A 21,338-nucleotide genomic window follows, 5' to 3' on the forward strand; every position below is an offset into this window, starting at 1 on the left:
CGAGAGCCGGAAACCCACCCCGCGAGAGCCCGAGATCCATGACCTACTGCGTCGGTGTCCTCGTCGAGGAGGGGCTCGTGATGGTCGCCGACACCCGCACCAATGCGGGGCTCGACGACATCTCGACCTACCGTAAGCTCCACCACTTCAACGTGCCGGGCGAGCGGGTGATGATGCTGGCCTCGGCCGGCAACCTGTCGATCACCCAGTCGGTCCTGAGCCTGCTTCAGGAAGGTGTGCCCAGCGACGACGGCGAGCCGCCGCAGAAGCTGATCGAGGCGCCCACGATGTTCCAGGCGGCGCAGCTCATCGGGCGCGCCATCCGGCGGGTGCGGGCGATCGAGCGGGACGGGTTCGAGGCGGCCAGCATCCGGTTCTCGATCTCGCTGCTGTTCGGCGGCCAGATCGCCGGCGAGGGCATGCGGCTGTTCCTGATCTACTCGGCCGGCAACTTCATCGAGTGCAGCACCGACGCGCCCTTCCTCCAGATCGGCGAGCACAAGTACGGCAAGCCGATCCTCGACCGGGCGGTGAAGTTCGAGAGCGACCTCTACGACGCCCTGAAAGTGAGCCTCGTCTCGATGGATTCGACCATGCGGTCGAACCTCGGCGTCGGCTTGCCGATCGACATCGCGGTCGCCCGCCGCAACGGCCTCGACCTCGAGGTGAACCATCGGATCGAGGCCGGCGAGGGTTATTTCCACGACCTGCGCGAGCGCTGGTCGGCCGCGCTCCGGGCCGCGCACCGGGCGATCCCGCGCCCGCCCTACGGCCCGACGGCCAAATAGGGCCGGCCCGGTAAGGTCAGGTGGCCGGCTCGATGGCCCGGTCCGCGCTCCTGACCACGGCGCGCGTGTAATCCTCCCACAAAGCCGCGTAGAGCGGCACCGTGCGCAGCAAATCGTCGTGCCGCCCGTCGCCGAGCAGGCGGCCGTCGTCGAGGACCAGGATCCGGTCGGCCTGGCGCGCCGCGGCGAGATGGTGGGTGACGAGGATCAGCAGCCGTTCGCGGCCCCAGGCCGTGAGGTTGCGCTCCAGCGCCAGGGCGGCTTGCGGATCCAGGAAGGCGGTCGGCTCGTCGAGGAGCGCCACCGGCGGGTTGCGGATCACCGCCCGGGCGATCGACAGCCGCTGGCGCTGGCCGCCCGACAGGGTCCGGCCGCCCTCGCCCAGGGACGTCTCGAGGCCTTCCGGCAGGGTTTCGACGAGCCCGCGCAGCCCGGCGAAATGCAGGGCTGCATCGAAGGCCGCCGCATCCGGTCGTTGCGTGGCGAGGTTTTCCCGCACGCTGCCGGAGAACAGCATCGTATCCTGATCCACGGTACCAATCTGACCGCGCAGCCATCGGGGATCGTAATCCCGCAGGTCGGCACCGCCGATCTCGACCCGGCCGGTATAGTCGCGCTGCAGGCCGAGCAGGATGCGCAGCAGGGTCGACTTGCCCGAGCCGTTGCGTCCCACGATGGCGACGATGCCGCGCTCCGGCAGGGTCGCCCTCAGATCCCGCAGCGCCGGCCGCGCCGCACCCGGATAGGTCAGTGAGACACCGTCGAGGCGGATGCCGCCGGGACCGATCCGGCGCAGGGGCGGATGGCGGCCGGCCTGCTCGCGCGGCAGGCTGAGGAAGCCGCCGATCTCGCGGATCGCGACGTTCACCTCCTGGGCCATGCGCAGGATGTCGGCGCTGCCGAGAAGCGGGCCGGTGATGCGGGCCGCGACCACCTGGATCGCCAAAAACTCGCCGACGGTCAGGTAGCCGCCATAGATCCGCCAGCAGCCCACGCCGATGACCAGCAGCGTCATCGCCCGCGAGACCGCCTGGGACCGGAGCCCGTAGCGCCGCTGCAGGTCCATGACGCCGCTCAGCTCGGCAAGCGTGGTGTCCGTCACCGTAATCCAGCGTCGCATCCGCCCGGCTTCGAGGGCGAGCGACTTCACGGTGGCCAGGCCGTTAACGCTCTCGGCCAGTGTGCCGTCACGGACGCTGATCGACTGGTAATAGGCCTTCGCGGATTTCCAGATGCCGCTGATCTGGTTGCTCGCGATCATCACGATCAGCGGCGCCGCCACCGCGAGCGCCGCCCCGACCGCGACGTCGTAGTAGAGGACCAGGCCGAAGGCGACGAGCGCGCCGCCGGCATCGATCACCGTGTTCGGGATCTGATGCAGGACGAAGTCCCGGATCTTCGTGATCTGCTGGAAGTGGTTCAGGACCTCGCCGGACTTAAAGGCGGCACCGTCGATCCGCACCCGCAGCAGGTGGGCGAAGACGCGGCGGGAGATCCGGCGGTCGAGGAAGACCGCCAGCGCGATGATCAGGCGCCCCCGGAACGCGGTGAGCCCGACCTCGGCGGCGATCGACAGGAGTGCGAGCAGCGCCAGCCCGAGCAGGTGCAGGTCGGCCTGCCCGGCCACGATCGCGTCGACGATGCGCTGGGTGGCGACCGGAAAGACCAGCCCGGCGCCGTATCCCGCCGCGATCGCGATCAGGAGACGGGCCACCTGCCCCCGGCGCAACGCGAGCGAACGGCCGAGCCAGCGCCAGCCGAAGGACGATCGGTCTGCCCGCAACATCACCCCCGCGCTCCGAATCGGGCGCGGAGTGAGGCATACATTCGCGGCGCTGGCGACCGCTCCGCGTGGGTTCATCCGGGGACGCCGCGTCCGGGATGCGCCATACGGACGGTTAGGGCTGGCACCCGTCCCAGGCCGCCAGGATGCGACGGGCGGCGGCCGCGGGCCCGGCGGCGCGCATCAGCGTGCCCATCACGGCGACCCCGGCTGCACCCGCATCCTGGCAGAGCGGGATGCGCTCCGGCGTGACGCCACCGAGGGCGACGATCGGCAGGCCGGCACGACGGGCCGCAGCTAGGCCCTCCGGACCGAGGGCCGGGCCGTAGCCGGGCTTGCTGGCGGTGGGGAAGATGGGGCTCAGGGTGACATAGTCGGCGCCGGCCCCGGCGGCTGCCTCGACTTCCACGGGTGCGTGGGCCGAGATCCCGATCAGCGCATTCGGTCCGAGGGCCGCGCGGGCCGCCGTGATCCATTCCGGCCCGGTGCCGCCACCGAGATGCACGCCGTCCGCCCCGAGTGCTTCAGCCAGGGCGATGTCACCGCCGACCGTGAGGAACGCGCCCGCCGCACGGACCCTGGCGGCGATTCCGGCGCCGAGGCTGCGTCGCGCCTCCGGGTCGAGGTCGCGGTCGCGGAACCAGATCCAGCGGACGCCGCCGTCGAGCGCCGCCTGCACGGTGTCGGCCAGCGGCCGGGCGTGCCCGTGCCGGTCCGTCACCGCCAGCAGCCGCGACGGCAGCGGTCTCACGAGCCGACGAGGCCGAGTTGCGGACTCGACGGATCGGCCCGGCCGCGGCGGGGGATGCGGCCGGCGCAATAGGCATCGCGCCCGGCCTCGACCGCGCGGCCCATGGCTCGGGCCATCCGCACCGGGTCGTCGGCCTTGGCGATGGCGGTGTTGATCAGGCAGGCCGCCGCCCCGAGCTCCATGGCGATGACCGCATCCGAGGCGGTGCCGATGCCGGCGTCGACGATCACCGGTACGCTCGCGCGGCGACAGATCAGCTCGATATTGGCCGGGTTGGCGACCCCCATGCCGGAGCCGATCAGCGAGCCCATCGGCATGATCGCGGCGCAGCCGAGATCCTCCAGGCGCTGGCAGACGACCGGATCGTCGTTGCAATAGGGCAGGACTACGAAGCCCTCGTCCACCAGATGCCGGCAGGCCTCGATCAACTCGGCCACATCCGGATAGAGGGTCTCCCGGTCGCCGATCACCTCGACCTTGATCCAGTTGGTGTCCAGAGCCTCCCGGGCGAGCTCGGCGGTCATGATCGCGTCGCGGGCGGTCTCGCAGCCGGCGGTGTTGGGCAGAAAGCGCTTGCCCTTCAGGATGCGCACCGTGTCCGAGCCGTGGCCCTGGAGGGACACCCGGCGGATCGAGGCGGTGACGACCTCGGCCCCAGACGCCGCGACCGCGTCGCGCATGATCGCCTGGGTCGGGTAGCCGGCCGTGCCGATGAACAGCCGCGAGGACAGCTCCACCCCGGCGATGGTGAAGCGATCCGCCTCGGTCTCGGGGCGCAGCGGCGTGACGGTCTGGTCCATGGTCAACCTCCCTGCATGGCGCGGACGATCTCGACCCGGTCGCCCTCGGCGACCGGCGTCTCGTCCCAGTCCCGGCGGCGCAGCACGCGGCCGTTCAGGGCGATGGCGATGCCCTGGGGGCTCTCGATACCGGTCTCGTCGGCCTCGGCCCGGAACAGGGCCGCGATGGTCTCGACCGCGAGATCCCGCATTTCTCCGTTCACCAGAAGCTTCATGCCGAGGCCCTCGTGGGTTCGCGTCGGTCGAAGCGCGCCCGAGTGAACGGCTGTGCGATCTCCGGCAGCGCGCCGCGTGTGACGAGTTCGGCGACCGCCTCGGCCGTCACGGGGGCGAGCAGGTAGCCGTTGCGGTGATGGCCGGTGGCGACGACGAGGCCCGGCGCGAGCGTGTCGATGATCGGCGCGTCGTCGTCCGAGGTCGGACGGTAGCCGCCCCACACGGCCTCGACCTCCATCTCCTCGATGCCGGGCAGCACCCGGCGCGCGCCCTCGAGCAGGGCGAAGAGGCCGCCGGCGGTGATGCCCGACCGGAAGCCGCAATCCTCGACCGTTGCGCCGACGATCAGCTGGCCGTCGCTCTTGGGCGCCATGTGGACCTGCTCGGTCCAGATCATCCGGCTGAGCGTGCCGGTGCGCGCGGTGGTGCGCAGGGCCATCGACTGGCCCTTGAGCGGTCGCACCGGCAGGGCGAGATGTTCGGGCAGCAGGCCGCCCTCCCCGCTCCACGCGCCGGAGGCCAGCACGACGGTATCGGCCGTCACGGCCTCGTCGCCGGCCCGGATGCCGGTCACCGTTCCGCCGGACCAGTCGAGCCCGCTCACCGCCAGGCCCTCGACCAGCGTCACGCCGGCACGCCGACAGGCTTCGGCCAGTGCCGCCATAACGAGGCGGGGATCGACCTGGTGATCCAGTGGGCAATGGATTCCGGCGGTGACGGCCGGCCGCAGGGCGGGCTCAAGGCGCCGCACCTCGGTGCCCGGGAGCCACGCGGCGTCGAGGCCCGAGCGGCGCTGCAGGTCGTAGCGGAAGCGCAGGCGCTCGACCTCGTCGCGGCCGATGGCGACCACGACGGTCCCGTCCGCGCGATAATCGATCGACAGGCCGGTCTCGGCTTCGAGGGCGTCGCGGAACCCCGGCCAGAGCCGGAGCGATTCGAGGGCGAGGGGCAACAGCGGATCGGAGCCCGGCTCGTGCTCGGCGGCCGGGGCCAGCATGCCGGTGGCGGCCAGGCTCGCACCCGCGCCGATCGTGTCGCGCTCGATGACGACCACCGCGCGGCCGGCGCGTGCGAGCCGCCAGGCGATCGACAGGCCGATCAACCCGCCGCCGACGACGGCGACATCGGCACGCGCCGGCAGCGAGGCCTGCGCGGCGAAGCCGCCCGGGAGGCGGCGGCGTCCGATCGGCGAAACGGGGCGGTCAAAAGCCAAAGTCATCTCCGCGGAATTCCGTCGCGAAGATCGGGCCGTCTGCTTCGGTGAGAAGCGGTGACCTGCCATTCAGGCGGCCGCGGTCCAATCCCTACGCCGGTGTGAGCCGGATCAGGTTCGAAGGATTTCCGCGCCGCAGGTCCGGGGGACGTGCCAGCGGTTTCTCAGCCCCTTGCCGGGGATCTCCCTGGAACAGCGATAGATCTGGTCGCGCGGGCCCCGCGGGTCAAGCCCGCGGTCTGCGGGCGGGCTATCGGGGGCGGACAAACGGCCTGTGGCCGTCACAGCCTGGAGCATCGGGCGGAGGCACTGCTGCGCCGGTCAGCTCGGCGCACGCGGCCGCAGGAATTTCGGGCGGAACACCGCCATGGGCTCGCGGAAGCCGTCGAGGACGTGCTCGCCCAGGGGGATCGGATCGCCCCAGAGGAAGTCCACGAACGGCTTCGACATCAGCAGCGGCTCGCCGAGCTGGCGGTTCAGCCGGGCGATCCGGCTGGCGAGGTTCACGTCGCGGCCGATGACCGTGAAGTCGAGCCGGGAGCCCGAGCCGACATTGCCGTAGGCGGCCTCGCCGTGGTGGAGCGCGATTCCCGCCGCCACCGGCACCGAGAACTGATGCAGGGCGTTGGCCTCGTCGAGGGCCGCCAGCGCGTTCTGGGCCGCAGTGAGCGCCCCCTTGGCGGCCCCCCCGAGATCGTCGCCCGATTCCCGGAAGATCGCCAGCAAGCCATCGCCCAGATACTTCAGGACCTCGCCGCCCTCACGCTCGATCGGCGGCACCAGGCAGTCGAAGAACACGTTGAGCAGCCCGACCGCCTCCTCGGGAGTCATGTCGGCGGAGGTCCGGGTGTAGTCCCGCATGTCGGCGAATAGGATCGCCGAGCGGATCCGCGTCACCTGTCCGCGGCGGATGTCGCCGGCCAGGATCGCCCGGTGCGGCTCGTCGCCGACATAGAGGCGCAGCACGTGGTCGAGCTGCTTGTTGAGCACGCGCATCTCGGCCACGGCCGCAAGCGCCGGCATGACGAAGCGGAGGATCGCGATGTCGTCCTCGCCGAACCCGTCGGGCGCCTTCGTCGCGAAGGTGATCCCGTTCTTGGTGCCGTTGGTGAAGAACAGCGGCGCCACGACGTAGTGGGTGTAGCCGCCGGCCTTCAGGTCCGGGATGATCGCGTAGGCATCGTCCGGCGTCTCGGCGACGTCGAGGATCAGCCACTCGCCGGTCTCGTGGACGGTGTGGAACGGGCTGTTGAGATAAGCCTCCTGCGAGCGGCCCCCGTGCGGGAACAGCCGCACGCTGGTGCCGCCGTCCCGGGTCCAGACCCGGCCCACGCCGGCATATTCCGAGTGCAGGGTGTCGATCGCAGAGGAGGCCCGATCCACCGGCACGCCGATGGCGATCAGCCGCTCGGCGAGGCCGGAGAGCATGTCCTCGGCTTTCTGCAGCCGGGCGCCCTCGCCAAGCAGCCAGTCGCGGATGCCCACCGAGGGCTGGAGCGCGCCGAAGGGCACGTCGTCGGCTTCGGAGCCGTCCGCGAAGGCCGTCGGCAATCCGGGCGTTGGCGGGCGGCGTTCGAGCATGGCGCCAAGGTGGGGGCCGCGCAGCCGCCTGGCAACGCAGTCGGAGGGGAGGCGCCGCGGGGGGGCCGCGACGGGGGCTCAGTTGTCCAGGAAGCTCCGGAGCTTCCGGCTACGCGACGGGTGCTTCAGCTTGCGGAGCGCCTTGGCCTCGATCTGCCGGATGCGCTCGCGGGTCACCGAGAACTGCTGGCCGACTTCCTCGAGGGTGTGGTCGGTGTTCATGCCGATGCCGAAGCGCATGCGCAGCACGCGTTCCTCGCGCGGGGTCAGCGACGCCAGCACCCTTGTCGTGGTCTCGCGCAGGTTCGACTGGATCGCCGCGTCGATCGGCAGGACGACGTTCTTGTCCTCGATGAAGTCGCCGAGGTGGCTGTCCTCCTCGTCGCCGATGGGCGTTTCGAGGGAGATCGGCTCCTTGGCGATCTTGAGGACCTTGCGGACCTTCTCCAGCGGCATCGCCAGCTTCTCGGCCAGCTCCTCCGGGGTCGGCTCGCGGCCGATCTCGTGCAGCATCTGGCGCGAGGTCCGGACGATCTTGTTGATCGTCTCGATCATGTGCACCGGGATGCGGATCGTGCGGGCCTGGTCGGCGATCGAGCGGGTGATCGCCTGCCGGATCCACCACGTGGCGTAGGTCGAGAACTTGTAGCCGCGCCGGTACTCGAACTTGTCGACCGCCTTCATCAGGCCGATGTTGCCCTCCTGGATCAGGTCCAGGAACTGCAGGCCGCGGTTCGTGTACTTCTTGGCGATGGAGATCACGAGGCGCAGGTTCGCCTCGATCATCTCCTTCTTCGCCTGCCGGGCCTCGCGCTCGCCCTTCTGGACCATGTTGACGATGCGGCGGTACTCGCCGATCTCCAGCCCGGTCTCGGAGGCGAGGTCGAGGATCTGGGCGCGCAGCTCCGTCACCTGCTTCGAGCCGCGCTCGACCAGGTTCTTCCAGCCCTTGCCGCCTAGCGTGCCGACGCGCTCCATCCAGTTCGGATCGAGCTCGTAGCCCTGGTAGTGGCGCAGGAACTCGTCCCGGGCCACGCCGTGGCTCTCGGCATAGCGCATCAGCCGGCCCTCGTGGCCGATGAGTTGCTTGTTGATCGAGTAGAGCTGGCCGACCAGCGCCTCGATGCGGTTGTTGTTGAGCGACAGCGACTTCACGTCGGCGACGACGCTGTCCTTCAGCTCGATCTGCTTCTGGTTCTGGGCCGGGCTGTTCTTCTCGCCGGCAGCCTTGCGGTCTGCGCCCTCGGTCTGGAACTTGCGCAGCTTGCGGTAATTCGCGGCGATCGCGTCGAAGGTCTCGAGGACCCGCGGCTTGATCTCCGCTTCCATGGCGGCGAGCGAGACGTTGTTCTCGAGGTCGTCCTCGTCGTCGCCGCCCTCTGGCGGCGCCGGCGGCTCGGCCTCCTCGGCGCTCTCCTCGCTCTCGCCCTCGGCGATCTGCGGCGCGTTCTTGCCGTCCGGGCCGGCGTAGGTCGCCTCGAGATCGATGATGTCGCGCAGGAGGACCTTGCCCTCCACAAGCTCGTCCCGCCAGATGATGATCGCCTGGAAGGTTAGCGGGCTCTCGCAGAGGCCCGCGATCATCGCCTCGCGGCCGGCCTCGATGCGCTTGGCGATCGCGATCTCGCCCTCGCGGGACAGGAGCTCCACCGAGCCCATCTCGCGCAGGTACATCCGCACCGGATCGTCGGTGCGGTCGGTCGGCTCCTTGGTGGTCGTGGCGACCGTGACGGCGCGCGTCGGCGCGACCTCGGCCACCTCGCCGCCCTCGGATTCCTCTTCCTCGCCGTCGGCGCCGTTCGCCGCCTTCTCGGTGGTTGCAGCCTCGTCGGTCTCCTCGGCCTCGACCACGTTGATGCCCATCTCGGACAGCTGCGAGAGCACGTCCTCGAGCTGGTCAGGGTCGGACTGGCCCTCCGGCAGGACCTCGTTGACCTCTTCGTAGGTCACGTAGCCGCGCTTCTTCGCGAGCTTGACCATCCGCTTGACCGAAGCATCCGTCAGGTCGAGGAGCGGCCCGTCGGTCTGCTGCTCGGGGGCAGCGTCCGTCTCGTCCCGTTCCGTTGCCTTCGTCGCCATGATCAGCCTATTGTTTCGGGTGCGGCGCGCTGCGGGGGCCTGAGTAAGGCCGCTCCACGCCGTCGGCGCCGCGATACTTGCGAGTGGCCCCGGATTGCTCCGGACGCCTTGAGTCGTCGGGTTCCGTATGCAAGCCCGAGGCTTGACCAATTGTTAACTAACGCGGGGTTCGGCCCGTCGCCACCGCCATCGCACGGCCGTCATGCGGCGGTCGAGTCGTTCGACACCGGCTTGTCGGCTTCAGCCTCGGCAGCGATGACGGTCTCCAGCCTCGCCTTGACTTCGCAGAGCCATGCCCACCCGGCATCGGTCGGATCGTCTTCGAACGCCTGCCGTGCTTCGCGAAGTTCGCTATGTAGCGCGCCAGCCTGCCGGTGCAAGATCATCGCCTGTCTGAGAGCGTCCGCGCGCTGCTGCGGATCGGCGTGCGGGGACAGCGTAATCCGGTCTCGGGACCGGGCGAGCGCCAGAATCCGCTCCGCCGCCTCTCCGAGACCGGCCCGTGTGATGCGGGTTTGCAACAGGTCCGCGTTCGTTTGTCCATCCTCTGCGGCACAAGCGACCAGGACCGACAGGAGCGCCCGCGCGTCGGGGTGCTCGAAGTCGAGTTCCGAGACCTCGTCGCCGAACTCGCTGAGCATCTCCGGGTGGACCAGCAATGTGCCGGCGATCACCGCCTCGCGCACCGGCGCCGCCCCGGAGAAGCCCGCCGAGGCGGTCATCGAGGCGCTGGGGCTGCCGGTGATCCGCGGCGAGACCGGTTCGCCCGGGCGGACGAAGCGGCGGTTCTGCCCCTTCGGCCCGGACCCGGGCCCGCTGGACCGCGCGTTCCGGGGCGACAGGCTGCGCAGCCGCTCCTCGATGTCGTCGCGGTAGTAGCGCTTGACGGTCTCGTCGCGGATCGTGGCGACGGTGGCGCGCAGCGTCTGGGTCAGGCCGGCCCGGCGCTCGGGCGTATCTGCCGGCCCCGATTCGAGCGCGCGGCGCCAGAGCAGCTCGGACAGCGGCAGCGCGGCCTGCAGCACCTGGTCGATCGCCCCGGGACCGCCCGAGCGCAGCAGGTCGTCGGGATCCTGACCGCCCGGCAGCAGGGCGATCCGAAGCGAGCGGCCGGGCTCCAGGGCCGGCAGGGCGATGTCGAGCGCCCGGAAGGCCGCCCGCTGCCCGGCTTTGTCGCCGTCGAAGCAGAGGATCGGCTCGTCGGCGTGGCGCCAGAGCAAGGCCAGCTGGTCCTCCGTCAGCGCGGTGCCGAGCGGCGCCACCGTCTCGGGATGGCCGGCCAGCGTCATGGCGATGACGTCGACGTAGCCCTCGACCGCGATGATCGAGCTGCGCTCGTGGGAGGCCTTGCGCGCGCCGTGGAGGTTGTAGAGCGTCCGGCCCTTGTGGAAGAGCGGCGTCTCGGGCGAATTCAGATACTTGGCGCGCACCTCCTTGGAGAGCGCCCGCCCCCCGAAGGCGACGACCCGGCCGCGGGTGTCGGTGATCGGGAACATCACCCGGTCGCGGAAATAATCGTACGGGACCGAGACATCCTCGCCGCCTGCGAGCAGGCCCAGCTCGACCATCAGCGCCTTGTCGACCCCCTGCCCGGCCAGGTGGTCACGCAGGGCGTAGCGCTCGTTCGGCGCGTAGCCGAGCCGGAAGGCCCGCTGCGTGTCGTCCTTGAGCCCCCGGCGTTCGAGATAGGCCCGCGCCTCGCTGCCCGGCCCGGCCCGCAGGCGATCCTCGAACCACCGCGCGGCCATCTCCATGACCTCGATCGCCCCGGCGCGCTGCTTCTCGGCGACGCGGGTATCTTCCGTGGGCGCCGGCAGGCTGACGCCGGCCTCGCTCGCCAGCCGCTCCACGGCCTCGGGAAAGCTCAGGCCCTCCGTCTCCATCAGGAACGTGAAGATGTCGCCGTGCTTGGACGATGAGAAGCAGTGATAGAACTGCTTCTGGTCGTTCACGTAGAAGGACGGCGTCTTCTCGGCGTTGAACGGCGACAGGCCGCGCCATTCGCGGCCGGCCTTCTTCAGCTGCACCCGTCGGCCGACCACGGCCGAGGCCGGCAGCCGGGCGCGGATCTCTTCCAGGATGTGGGGCGGATAGCGCACGGGGCCTGCGGATCGACTGCCTGACCGTTGGATATAGCGCGCCCGGGCGGTCCGAGTCCCGCCCGGTCGGTCGATCGTTCGATCAGGCGGGGGATTGTGGGGAGAGCCGGCGCCTCGGTCTCAGCCCTTCGCCGCCAGCGCGGCCTTCACCAGCGCGCTCGCCTTGCCGAAATCCATCCGGCCCGCGAAGGTGCCCTTCAGGGCGGCGATGACGCGGCCCATGTCCTTCTGGCCGGCGGCGCCGGTCTCGAGGATCGCGGCGTCGACCGCCGCCTTCATCTCGGCCTCGTCCATCTGCTTGGGCAGGAACGCCTCGATGATCGCGATCTCGGAGCGCTCGTTGGCGGCGAGTTCCGGGCGTCCGCCCTGCTCGTAGACCGTAGCCGATTCGGTGCGCTGCTTGATCATCTTCTGGAGCAGCGACAGGATCTCCTCGTCGGAGGCCGGCTCCTTGCCGAGGCCGCGAGCCTCGATGTCCTTGTCCTTGAGGGCGGCCTGGATCATCCGCACGGTGGCGAGCTTGTCCTTGTCGCCGGCCTTCATGGCCTCCTTCATCTCGGTGGTGAGGCGGGCGCGCAGCATCTCGATGAACCTTTTGACGGGAGAAACGGGGGGCTGGCCTGCACTTTGCGGGTGTTGAGCCTCATCGGCCGCACGGCCACATTGACCCGATCGCGGGCCGCTCGCTAAGAGCGCCGCACACGATCATGCCGCCAGCCGAGCGTACCGCATCGCGGTGCCTGCCTTCGGCCGGACATAAGCGAGACCGACCCGATGCTGCAAGACGCCGCCGCGCAGGCCTCCAAACCCGCTGGCTCCAAAGCCGCTGCCCCCGAGCCCTGGGCGGAGCCCGTCGCGACGGCCCTGCTGGTGCTGGCCGACGGGACCATCCTGGAGGGCTTCGGCATCGGCCGGACCGGCGTCGCCGACGGCGAGGTCTGCTTCAACACGGCGATGACCGGCTACCAGGAGATCCTGACGGACCCGTCCTATGCCGGGCAGATCGTCACCTTCACGTTCCCGCATATCGGCAATGTCGGCACCAACGACGAGGATCTGGAAAGCCTCGAGGCGGCCCCGGCCTCGGGCGTGCGCGGCACCGTGATCGCCTCGGCGGTGACCAAGCCGTCGAGCTGGCGGTCGTCGTCACATCTCGACGGCTGGCTCGACGCCCGCGGCATCGTCGGGATCACCGGGGTGGACACAAGGGCGCTCACCGCCCGCATCCGCGACGGCGGCATGCCCAACGCCGTGATCGCCAACGATCCCGAGGGCCGGTTCGACCGGGAGGCCCTGAAGGCCCGGGCCGCGGCCCTCGCCCCGATGGAGGGCCTCGACCTCGTGCCGCCGGTGACCAGCCGCGCCAACTCGGAATGGTCCGAGACCGTCTGGGCGCTCGGCGACGGCTACGGCAAGCGCGCGCCCGGCGAGGGCCTGAAGGTCGTGGCGATCGATTACGGCGTGAAGCGCAACATCCTGCGGCTGCTGGCCCAGGCCGGCTGCGACGTCACCGTGGTACCGGCCACCACCAGCGCCGAGGAGATCCTGGCGCTGAAGCCCGACGGGGTGTTCCTGTCCAACGGTCCCGGCGACCCGGCGGCGACCGGCACCTATGCCGTGCCGGTGATCCGCAAGCTGCTGGACGAGAAGGTGCCGACCTTCGGCATCTGCCTGGGGCACCAGCTCATGGGCCTCGCGCTCGGCGGCCGGACGCTGAAGATGGGTCAGGGCCATCACGGGGCGAATCACCCGGTCAAGGACAAGACCACCGGCCGGGTCGAGATCGTCTCGATGAACCACGGCTTCGCGGTGGATCCCGCGAGCCTGCCGGCCAGCGCGGTCGAGACCCATGTCTCGCTGTTCGACGGCTCGAATTGCGGGCTTACCCTCACCGACCGCCCGGCCTTCTCGGTGCAGCACCATCCCGAGGCTTCGCCTGGCCCGCGCGACAGCCACTACCTGTTCGAGCGCTTCGTCGCGCTGATGCGCTCCGGTGCGCCGGAGACCGCGAAGGACGCCTGATCGGTCCGCGTCGGCGCGGTCCCATTCAGGCCGCGCCGGGGTCACAAAATCCGCGAATTCCGGCGGCTTATAGAACCCATCGACGGGCCGCACATGGTGGTTCCGTCCGGGGGGATTGCCGGATGACCATCGACGAGGCGCGCGACGACTTCTCCCGCCTGCACCGGACTTTCACGTTCCATCTCGGTGTCGCGGCCAGCCTCGCCTGGGCGACCGCGCTCTACGCCGCCGTCTACGCCCCCTGGGTGCGCAACATCCGCGCCCTGATCGATCCCGCCGCCGGCCTGGACCGGGTCGAGAGCACGGTGTCCTACCTGTTCGCGATGCCGGCCGTGCTCGCGTTCGCCTGGGTGTCCCTGTATTTCGGCCGCGAGATGCTGCGCCGGTCGCAGACGCTCTCGAACGTCGCGCTCGAATTCGCCGCCGCCGCCCTGGTCGCCTTCGGAATCTTCTACCTGTCGATCGACCGGGCGCTCGCCGCGCTTCACGCCGGATTCTGAGCGGGGACGGCGGGCCGCCCCCGCCGGACCCCTACTGCACCTTCTCGAACAGCGGCTCGAAGCGCTTGGCGGCGAGCTTGCCGTGCTGGACCGCCTTTGCGGCCTCGAGGTTCTCCGGCTTGTCGCCGACCTCGATCAGGCCGACCATGCCCATGATGTAGTGCGGCGAGCACTTGAAGCCGTAGAGGCCGGGCGTGTCGAAGGTCACAGCCTCCTCCTTGCCGACCACGGTCTTGAAGGTCGGCGCGCCCTCGGGCGCCATGCCCTTGATGAGTTCGGCGTTGTGGCCCTTGTCGGCCGGCACGAACCGGACCGTGTCCCCGGGCTGAATCTTCACGAAGGCCGGATCGAAGACCATCATCCCGCCCGGGCCGTTGTTGAGCGTCTTGACGGAGACTTCCGTCGCCCGTGCGCCGGCTGCCGCGCCGAGCAGAAGCATCGCCGCGCTGAACGTTTCCCTGATCATCGTCAATCTCGAATTGTTATCGTTTCAATCGACGGACCCGTCGATCGAAAGAGCTTTATGGAGCCGGAAACGACTCGGCAATGCCGTTCGCCATCAGGCGAAGACTTCAGAACTATTTGAATCTGGCGTGAGGCCCGCGGACCCGCCTGCAACGCCCCGCACCATCGCCGAACGCGCACGGCCTTCCAATGCGCCGATCCGCCGTGTAAACGCGGCGCTCAACGACAATCCCGCCACGCGCGTCCGGGAGCAGGGCCGATCCGAGCCGTGCCCGATCGGGCGCGCTTGGCCTGAAAAGGCCGCAGATGCCCAAGCGCACCGACATCTCCTCGATCCTCATCGTCGGTGCGGGACCGATCATCATCGGGCAGGCCTGCGAGTTCGACTATTCCGGGACCCAGGCCTGCAAGGCGCTCCGTGAGGAGGGCTACCGCATCGTCCTGGTGAACTCGAACCCCGCGACGATCATGACCGACCCGGACATGGCGGACGCGACCTACGTCGAGCCGATCACCCCGGAGATCGTCGCCAAGATCATCGAGAAGGAGCGCCCCGACGCGATCCTGCCGACCATGGGCGGCCAGACGGCGTTGAACTGCGCCCTGTCGCTGCAGAAGATGGGCGTGCTGGCCAAGTACGGCGTGCAGATGATCGGCGCCACCGCGGAGGCCATCGACAAGGCCGAGGACCGGAGCCTGTTCCGGGACGCGATGACCAAGATCGGTCTCGACACCCCGAAATCGGCGCTCGCCAACGCCTCGGCGGCCAAGAAGGCCGACCGGGAGAAGTTTCTGGCCGAGATCGCCCGGATCGAGGCCGCCAACGCCGACCCGCAGGCGCGCGCCGGGGCGATCACGGCCTTCGAGCGCAAGTGGCAGTCCGGCGAATCCGAGCGGCGCAAGCGCTACAGCGAGCACGCCCTCGGGCAGGCCCTGATCGCGCTGGCCGAGGTCGGCCTGCCGGCGATCATCCGCCCGTCCTTCACCATGGGCGGCACGGGCGGCGGCATCGCGTACAACCGCGAGGAGTTCCTCGACATCGTCGAGCGCGGCATCGACGCCTCGCCGACCAACGAGGTCCTGATCGAGGAGAGCGTGCTCGGCTGGAAGGAGTACGAGATGGAGGTCGTCCGCGATAAGGCGGACAACTGCATCATCGTCTGCTCCATCGAGAACATCGACCCGATGGGCGTGCATACCGGCGACTCGATCACCGTCGCCCCCGCGCTGACGCTCACCGACAAGGAATACCAGGTGATGCGCGACGCATCGCTGGCGGTGCTGCGCGAGATCGGCGTCGAGACCGGCGGCTCGAACGTGCAGTTCGCGATCAACCCCGAGAACGGGCGGATGATCGTGATCGAGATGAACCCGCGCGTCTCGCGCTCCTCGGCGCTGGCCTCCAAGGCCACCGGCTTCCCGATCGCCAAGGTCGCGGCCAAGCTCGCGGTCGGCTACACCCTCGACGAGATCGCCAACGACATCACCGGCGGCGCGACCCCGGCCTCGTTCGAGCCGACGATCGACTACGTCGTCACCAAGATCCCGCGCTTCGCCTTCGAGAAGTTTCCGGGCGCCGAGCCGACGCTCACCACCGCCATGAAGTCGGTCGGCGAGGCGATGGCGATCGGCCGCTGCTTCGCGGAATCGCTGCAGAAGGCCCTGCGCTCGCTGGAGACCGGGCTGACCGGTCTCGACGAGATCGAGATCGAGGGCCTCGGCCGCGGCGACGACCACAACGCCATCAAGGCGGCGCTCGGCGTGCCGACGCCGGACCGGCTGCTCAAGATCGCCCAGGCCCTGCGCCTCGGCGTGAGCCACGAGGAGGTCCACGCCTCCTGCAAGGTCGATCCGTGGTTCCTGGAGCAGATCCAGGCGATCGTCGACCTGGAGAACCGGGTGAAGGCCCACGGGCTGCCGGGCACTCCCGGGGCGTTCCGCCAGCTCAAGGCCGCCGGCTTCTCGGATTCGCGCCTCGCCGTGCTGGCGAAGTTGGAGGAATCCGAGGTCCGGGCCAAGCGCCGGGCGCTCGACATCCGTCCGGTCTTCAAACGCATCGACACCTGCGCGGCCGAGTTCAAGGCGCCGACCGCCTACATGTACTCGACCTACGTCGCCCCCTTCGCCGGCACGGTCGTCGACGAGGCGCAACCGACGGATGCCAAGAAAATCATCATCCTGGGCGGCGGACCGAACCGGATCGGCCAGGGCATCGAGTTCGACTATTGCTGCTGCCACGCCTGCTACGCGCTGTCGGAGGCCGGCTACGAGACCATCATGGTCAACTGCAACCCGGAGACGGTCTCGACCGACTACGACACGTCGGACCGGCTCTACTTCGAGCCGTTGACCGCCGAGGACGTGCTGGAGATCATCGAGACCGAGCGGCAGGCCGGCACGCTCCACGGCGTCATCGTGCAGTTCGGCGGCCAGACCCCGCTGAAGCTCGCCCGCGCCCTGGAGGCTGCCGGCGTGCCGATCCTCGGCACCTCGCCGGACGCGATCGACCTCGCCGAGGACCGCGACCAGTTCAAGCGCCTCCTCGACAAGCTCGGGATGAAGCAGCCGAAGAACGGCATCGCCTACTCGGTGGAGCAGAGCCGGCTGATCGCCTCCGAACTCGGCCTGCCCTTCGTGGTGCGCCCGAGCTACGTGCTGGGCGGCCGCGCCATGGCGATCATCCGCGACGAGAGCCAGTTCGCCGACTACCTGCTCGGCACGCTGCCGAGTCTGATCCCGTCCGACGTCGTCGCACGCTATCCGAACGACAAGACCGGGCAGATCAACACGGTGCTGGGCAAGAACCCGCTGCTGTTCGATCGCTACCTGTCGGACGCCGTGGAGATCGACGTGGACGCCGTCTGCGACGGGCAGGACGTGTTCATCGCCGGCATCATGGAGCACATCGAGGAGGCCGGCATCCACTCCGGCGATTCCGCCTGCTCCCTGCCGTCGCGCTCGCTCTCCCCGGAGACCATCGCCGAGCTGGAGCGCCAGACCACCGCGATGGCGCTGGCGCTCAAGGTCGGCGGCCTGATGAACGTGCAGTACGCGATCAAGGACGGCGACATCTACGTGCTGGAGGTGAACCCGCGCGCCTCCCGCACCGTGCCGTTCGTCGCCAAGGTTATCGGCGAGCCGATCGCCAAGATCGCCGCCCGGGTGATGGCCGGCGAGAAGCTCGCGAGCTTCGGCCTCAAGCGCAAGGAATTGGCCCACATCGCCGTCAAGGAGGCGGTGTTCCCGTTCGCGCGCTTCCCCGGCGTCGACGTCCTGCTCGGACCGGAGATGCGCTCCACCGGCGAGGTGATCGGCCTCGATGCCAGCTTCGGCGTGGCCTTCGCCAAGAGCCAGCTCGGCTCGGGCACGCAGGTGCCGCGCTCCGGCACCGTGTTCGTCTCGGTGCGCGACGCCGACAAGGCCCGGATCCTGCCGAGCGTGAAGCTGCTGTCGGAACTCGGCTTCTCGATCCTGGCCACCGGCGGGACGCAGAGATACCTGGTCGAGAACAGCGTGCCGGCCGAGCGCGTCAACAAGGTCTTGGAGGGCCGGCCGCACGTGGTCGACTCGATCAAGAACGGTGACATCCAGCTCGTGTTGAACACGACGGAGGGCGCGGGTGCGCTGTCGGACTCGCGCTCGCTCCGCCGCGCGGCCCTCTTGCATAAGGTGCCGTATTACACCACTCTAGCCGGCGCGATGGCTGCGGCCGAAGGGATCAAGGCCTATCTAGAAGGCGATCTCCAGGTTCGCGCCTTGCAAGAATACTTTGCGGCCTGAGCCTCAGGGTCCCGCTGACTTAACTTCGTGGCCCGGGGAGAGTGCTTCACTCTCGGCCGGGCCTCTTCATTGTGGCGCGAGACGATGACGATAGACAAGGTTCCGATCACGGTGCGCGGTTTCGCGGCTCTCGAGAAGGAGCTGAAGCACCGCCAGCAGGTGGAGCGCCAGCGCATCGTCGCGGCCATCGCCGAAGCCCGCGCGCACGGCGACCTGTCCGAGAACGCCGAGTATCACGCTGCCAAGGAGGCTCAGTCCCACAACGAGGGACGCGTGATGGAACTCGAGAGCATGATCGCGCGGGCCGAGATCATCGACGTCGCGAAGCTGTCCGGCGACAAGATCAAGTTCGGCGCCACCGTGAAGCTCGTCGACGACGACACGGAGGAGGAGAAGACCTACCAGATCGTGGGCGAGCCCGAGGCCGACGTGCATGCGGGCCGGGTCTCGATCACGTCCCCGATCGCGCGGGCGCTGATCGGCAAGGGTGTCGGCGACACGGTCGAGGTGACGACGCCGGGCGGCGGCAAGTCGTACGAGGTCGTCGGCGTCCAGTTCGGCGGCTGAGCGCGATGCGCGCGTATGCCCGGAGCTGGCTCGCCGGCCTCCTCCTGCTGTGCGGGCTGGTGCCGGCCTCGGCGGCCGGCGATTTTCCGCCGACCGCGACCTTCTCCGACGTCCGGGTCGACGTGCGGCCCCTGCGGGACAAGGGCGCCGGCCTCCAGGCCGACGCGCTCGCGGCCGACCTGAGCGCGGCCCTGCGCAAGACTTTCGCGGGGCGGATCGGCGGCGCCGGACCGCGTCTGGTGGTGGTCGTGACGGCGCTGTCGTTGCGCCCCTATGTCGGCGGCGGCGCGATGCGCGGCCGGGGCGGCAATTTCGAGACCGACTACCTGGAGGGGGAGGCGCTTCTCGTCGGCCGCAACGGGCAGGTGCTCGGGCGTTACCCGCAGATGACCGCGACCCCGTCGAGCTACGGCGGCGCGTGGTACGCCCCCGATTTCGAGGCGCGGCGGCTGGCGGCGATCGCCGACATCTACGCCCAGTGGCTCGCCCGCGACCTGCCGCGGAATTAGCCCCGGCCCGGCCCGCGGTGTAAGGCGTTCCCGATGAGAAGCATCGACGTGCCGGAGGCGACGCCCGCCTCGCTGGATCAGACATCCGTGCGGCGCGAGCCCCCTCCCGAACTGTCGCAGGCCCGGGCCTGGATCATCACCGACGGCAAGGCCGGCGACGAGAACCAGTGCGTCGGCATCGCCGAAACCCTCGGGGTCCCGTTCGAGATCCGCCAGGTCCCGGCCGCCGGCCCATTCGGATGGGTCGCCCCGTGGGGGCCGATCGACCCGCGCGAGAGCCCGCGCCGCCGCAACGGCGCCCTGTCCGGGCCCTACCCCGACCTGCTGATCGCCTCGGGCCGCCGGGCGGTGCCGTATCTCCGGGCGCTGCGGCGCGCGACCGACGGGCGGACCTTCACGGCGTTCCTCAAGGATCCGCGGACCGGGGCGGACAGCGCCGACTTCATCTGGGTGCCGGATTACGACGACCTGCGCGGCCCCAACGTCTTCACGACCCTGACGGCGCCGCACCTGGTCACCGCCGCCCGGCTGGAGGCGGCCCGGGCCAACCCGGATCCGCGGCTCGCGAACCTCGACGGGCCGCGCGTGGCGGTGCTGGTGGGCGGCGACAGCCGGCACCTGAGCTACCGCAAGACCGACATGCAGCGCCTCGTGGGCGAGTTGCGCAGCCTGATCGACCAGGGCTGCCGGCTGATGGTGACGATCTCCCGGCGCACGCCCAACCCGCTGCGCGACGCGGTCAAGACGCTCACGGCCGAGACCGGGGGCTTCCTCTGGGACGGCACCGGCGACAACCCCTACGTCGCCATGCTGGCGCTCGCCGAGGCGATCGTGGTCACCTCCGATTCGGCCAACATGGTCAGCGAGGCGGTGGCGACCGGCGCACCCGTTCTGCTGTTCGACCTGCCGCGTACCTATATCCGGCATCGGCGGATGTTCGCCGGCCTGGCGATCGCCGGGGCGCTGCGGCCGTTCACCGGTCGCTTAGTCGATCTGCCCTACAAGCCGATCGATGCGACCCCGGTGATAGCCGAGGCGCTCGCCAAGGCTTACGCTGCGCACCGCGCGACCGGACTGACCTGAAGGGAACGAGAGAGATGGCCCACACGCACGCCAAGCTCGTGATCGTCGGATCCGGCCCGGCCGGCTACACGGCCGCGGTCTACGCCGCCCGCGCGATGGTCGAGCCGCTGCTGATCTCCGGCTTCCAACCCGGCGGCCAGCTGATGATCACCACGGACGTCGAGAACTACCCGGGCTTCGCCGAGGCGATCCAGGGGCCGTGGCTCATGGAGCAGATGCGGCTGCAGGCGGAGCATGTCGGGACCAAGATCGTCTCGGAATACATCACGTCGGTGGATCTCAAGCAGCGGCCGTTCCGGCTGGAGGCCGATTCGGGCGAGACCTATTCCTGCGATGCGCTGATCATCGCCACCGGTGCCCAGGCCAAGTGGCTCGGCCTGCCCTCCGAGGCGGCGTTCCAGGGCGGCGGCGTCTCGGCCTGCGCGACCTGCGACGGCTTCTTCTTCCGCGGCAAGGAAGTCGTGGTGGTCGGCGGCGGCAACACCGCGGTCGAGGAGGCGCTGTACCTCGCCAACATCGCCAAGAAGGTCACGGTGGTGCACCGCCGGGACAGCTTCCGGGCCGAGCGGATCCTGCAGGAGCGGCTATTCAAGCACCCGAACGTCACCGTGCTGTGGCACCGGGAGATCGCCGAGATCTGCGGCGTGCAGAAGCCGGCTCCGACGGTCACCCATGTCCGGCTCAAGGATCCGCGTTCGGGCGAGATCAGCGACGTGCCCGCCGACGGCGTGTTCGTGGCGATCGGTCACCAGCCGGCCACCGCGATCTTCGAGGGCCAGCTGCCCATGCGCCACGGCGGCTACCTATCGGTGCGACCGGGCACCGCCGAGACCGAGATCCCCGGCGTGTTCGCTGCGGGCGACGTGACCGACGACGTCTACCGGCAGGCGATCACGGCTGCCGGCATGGGCTGCATGGCTGCCCTGGAGGCCGAGAAGTTCCTCGCCAACCTGGAGATCGGCGAGAGCCCGATCCAGGCCGCTGCCGCCGAGTGAGACCACGCAGCGCCAAGGCTTCGGCGCTCTTGGACCAAAGTCCTGTCAACAACTTCGCGATCTGAACCCTTGCGTCGGACCATGCGCCGGGCGCATAGGGGTTCTGA

Annotated in this window: 18 protein-coding genes and 1 riboswitch; of the genes, 8 read left to right on the forward strand and 10 right to left on the reverse strand. The window is 69.7% G+C overall.

The window, feature by feature from the left end:
* Positions 1 to 38: 38 nt before the first annotated feature.
* Complete coding sequence (locus FV242_RS02445) at positions 39 to 788, forward strand: peptidase (RefSeq protein WP_147855650.1); 750 nt, start codon at positions 39 to 41, stop codon at positions 786 to 788.
* 16 nt (positions 789 to 804) lie between these two features.
* On the opposite strand, the gene FV242_RS02450 is transcribed toward FV242_RS02445, so the two are convergent.
* From FV242_RS02450 to FV242_RS02490, 9 genes are all read right to left on the reverse strand, one after another.
* Positions 805 to 2,574, reverse strand: a complete 1,770-nt coding sequence (locus FV242_RS02450; protein WP_187278312.1) for a peptidase domain-containing ABC transporter — start codon at positions 2,572 to 2,574, stop codon at positions 805 to 807.
* Between the two features lie 112 nt (positions 2,575 to 2,686).
* Positions 2,687 to 3,322 (reverse strand): thiamine phosphate synthase, encoded by a 636-nt coding sequence (locus FV242_RS02455; protein WP_147937826.1) that lies wholly within the window; start codon positions 3,320 to 3,322, stop codon positions 2,687 to 2,689.
* Positions 3,319 to 4,122, reverse strand: coding sequence for a thiazole synthase (locus tag FV242_RS02460; RefSeq protein WP_147937827.1), 804 nt, complete (start codon positions 4,120 to 4,122; stop codon positions 3,319 to 3,321). The genes FV242_RS02455 and FV242_RS02460 overlap by 4 nt, the downstream gene beginning before the upstream one ends.
* A gap of 2 nt (positions 4,123 to 4,124) precedes the next feature.
* Entirely contained in the window at positions 4,125 to 4,337 is a 213-nt protein-coding gene (gene thiS / locus FV242_RS02465) for a sulfur carrier protein ThiS (protein ID WP_147896857.1), read from the reverse strand.
* Positions 4,334 to 5,557: a glycine oxidase ThiO gene (gene thiO, locus FV242_RS02470; RefSeq protein ID WP_147937828.1), complete on the reverse strand. Its 1,224-nt coding sequence runs from the start codon at positions 5,555 to 5,557 to the stop codon at positions 4,334 to 4,336. Before thiO ends, thiS begins: the two co-directional genes overlap by 4 nt.
* Before the next feature lie 64 nt (positions 5,558 to 5,621).
* A riboswitch (TPP riboswitch) is annotated at positions 5,622 to 5,749 on the reverse strand.
* Between the two features lie 123 nt (positions 5,750 to 5,872).
* The gene (locus FV242_RS02475) at positions 5,873 to 7,132 is read right to left on the reverse strand and encodes an adenylate/guanylate cyclase domain-containing protein (protein WP_147937829.1); all 1,260 of its coding nucleotides are present in this window, start codon (positions 7,130 to 7,132) and stop codon (positions 5,873 to 5,875) included.
* 78 nt (positions 7,133 to 7,210) lie between these two features.
* Positions 7,211 to 9,211, reverse strand: coding sequence for an RNA polymerase sigma factor RpoD (rpoD, locus tag FV242_RS02480; RefSeq protein WP_147906656.1), 2,001 nt, complete (start codon positions 9,209 to 9,211; stop codon positions 7,211 to 7,213).
* Between the two features lie 200 nt (positions 9,212 to 9,411).
* Positions 9,412 to 11,310 carry a DNA primase gene (gene dnaG, locus FV242_RS02485; RefSeq protein ID WP_147937830.1) on the reverse strand — a complete coding sequence of 633 codons (1,899 nt, stop codon included), beginning with the start codon at positions 11,308 to 11,310 and terminating at the stop codon, positions 9,412 to 9,414.
* Positions 11,311 to 11,430: 120 nt separating this feature from the next.
* Positions 11,431 to 11,892: a GatB/YqeY domain-containing protein gene (locus FV242_RS02490; RefSeq protein WP_147937831.1), complete on the reverse strand. Its 462-nt coding sequence runs from the start codon at positions 11,890 to 11,892 to the stop codon at positions 11,431 to 11,433.
* A 192-nt stretch (positions 11,893 to 12,084) separates the two neighbouring features.
* Here FV242_RS02490 and carA point away from each other — a divergent pair, with 192 nt between their 5' ends.
* Positions 12,085 to 13,332 (forward strand): glutamine-hydrolyzing carbamoyl-phosphate synthase small subunit, encoded by a 1,248-nt coding sequence (gene carA / locus FV242_RS02495; RefSeq protein ID WP_147937832.1) that lies wholly within the window; start codon positions 12,085 to 12,087, stop codon positions 13,330 to 13,332.
* Between the two features lie 122 nt (positions 13,333 to 13,454).
* Complete coding sequence (locus FV242_RS02500) at positions 13,455 to 13,832, forward strand: hypothetical protein (RefSeq protein WP_147937833.1); 378 nt, start codon at positions 13,455 to 13,457, stop codon at positions 13,830 to 13,832.
* 31 nt (positions 13,833 to 13,863) lie between these two features.
* Here FV242_RS02500 and FV242_RS02505 read toward each other — a convergent pair whose 3' ends face one another.
* Positions 13,864 to 14,298, reverse strand: coding sequence for a pseudoazurin (locus tag FV242_RS02505; RefSeq protein WP_147937834.1), 435 nt, complete (start codon positions 14,296 to 14,298; stop codon positions 13,864 to 13,866).
* A gap of 305 nt (positions 14,299 to 14,603) precedes the next feature.
* On the opposite strand from FV242_RS02505, the gene carB reads away from it, so the two are divergent.
* The 5 genes from carB to trxB all read left to right on the forward strand — a co-directional run bounded on the left by carB (position 14,604) and on the right by trxB (position 21,231).
* Positions 14,604 to 18,077 (forward strand): carbamoyl-phosphate synthase large subunit, encoded by a 3,474-nt coding sequence (gene carB, locus FV242_RS02510; RefSeq protein ID WP_147937835.1) that lies wholly within the window; start codon positions 14,604 to 14,606, stop codon positions 18,075 to 18,077.
* A 90-nt stretch (positions 18,078 to 18,167) separates the two neighbouring features.
* Entirely contained in the window at positions 18,168 to 18,644 is a 477-nt protein-coding gene (gene greA / locus FV242_RS02515; RefSeq protein WP_187278316.1) for a transcription elongation factor GreA, read from the forward strand.
* Between the two features lie 5 nt (positions 18,645 to 18,649).
* A complete protein-coding gene (locus FV242_RS02520) occupies positions 18,650 to 19,153 on the forward strand; it encodes a hypothetical protein (protein WP_147937837.1) in 504 nt (167 codons plus the stop codon).
* Positions 19,154 to 19,186: 33 nt separating this feature from the next.
* The gene (locus FV242_RS02525) at positions 19,187 to 20,236 is read left to right on the forward strand and encodes a mitochondrial fission ELM1 family protein (protein WP_147937838.1); all 1,050 of its coding nucleotides are present in this window, start codon (positions 19,187 to 19,189) and stop codon (positions 20,234 to 20,236) included.
* Between the two features lie 14 nt (positions 20,237 to 20,250).
* The gene (gene trxB, locus FV242_RS02530) at positions 20,251 to 21,231 is read left to right on the forward strand and encodes a thioredoxin-disulfide reductase (protein WP_147937839.1); all 981 of its coding nucleotides are present in this window, start codon (positions 20,251 to 20,253) and stop codon (positions 21,229 to 21,231) included.
* Positions 21,232 to 21,338 lie beyond the last annotated feature (107 nt).

The organism is Methylobacterium sp. WL64 (genome assembly GCF_008039945.1).
Taxonomy (GTDB): domain Bacteria; phylum Pseudomonadota; class Alphaproteobacteria; order Rhizobiales; family Beijerinckiaceae; genus Methylobacterium.

Coding starts and splice junctions, on each gene's coding strand:
- FV242_RS02445 (WP_147855650.1), top strand. CDS start 39: ATGACCTACTGCGTCGGTGTCCTCGTCGAGGAGGGGCTCGTGATGGTC.
- FV242_RS02450 (WP_187278312.1), bottom strand. CDS start 2,574: ATGTTGCGGGCAGACCGATCGTCCTTCGGCTGGCGCTGGCTCGGCCGT.
- FV242_RS02460 (WP_147937827.1), bottom strand. CDS start 4,122: ATGGACCAGACCGTCACGCCGCTGCGCCCCGAGACCGAGGCGGATCGC.
- thiS (WP_147896857.1), bottom strand. CDS start 4,337: ATGAAGCTTCTGGTGAACGGAGAAATGCGGGATCTCGCGGTCGAGACC.
- thiO (WP_147937828.1), bottom strand. CDS start 5,557: ATGACTTTGGCTTTTGACCGCCCCGTTTCGCCGATCGGACGCCGCCGC.
- FV242_RS02475 (WP_147937829.1), bottom strand. CDS start 7,132: ATGCTCGAACGCCGCCCGCCAACGCCCGGATTGCCGACGGCCTTCGCG.
- rpoD (WP_147906656.1), bottom strand. CDS start 9,211: ATGGCGACGAAGGCAACGGAACGGGACGAGACGGACGCTGCCCCCGAG.
- FV242_RS02490 (WP_147937831.1), bottom strand. CDS start 11,892: ATGCTGCGCGCCCGCCTCACCACCGAGATGAAGGAGGCCATGAAGGCC.
- carA (WP_147937832.1), top strand. CDS start 12,085: ATGCTGCAAGACGCCGCCGCGCAGGCCTCCAAACCCGCTGGCTCCAAA.
- FV242_RS02500 (WP_147937833.1), top strand. CDS start 13,455: ATGACCATCGACGAGGCGCGCGACGACTTCTCCCGCCTGCACCGGACT.
- FV242_RS02505 (WP_147937834.1), bottom strand. CDS start 14,298: ATGATCAGGGAAACGTTCAGCGCGGCGATGCTTCTGCTCGGCGCGGCA.
- carB (WP_147937835.1), top strand. CDS start 14,604: ATGCCCAAGCGCACCGACATCTCCTCGATCCTCATCGTCGGTGCGGGA.
- FV242_RS02520 (WP_147937837.1), top strand. CDS start 18,650: ATGCGCGCGTATGCCCGGAGCTGGCTCGCCGGCCTCCTCCTGCTGTGC.
- FV242_RS02525 (WP_147937838.1), top strand. CDS start 19,187: ATGAGAAGCATCGACGTGCCGGAGGCGACGCCCGCCTCGCTGGATCAG.
- trxB (WP_147937839.1), top strand. CDS start 20,251: ATGGCCCACACGCACGCCAAGCTCGTGATCGTCGGATCCGGCCCGGCC.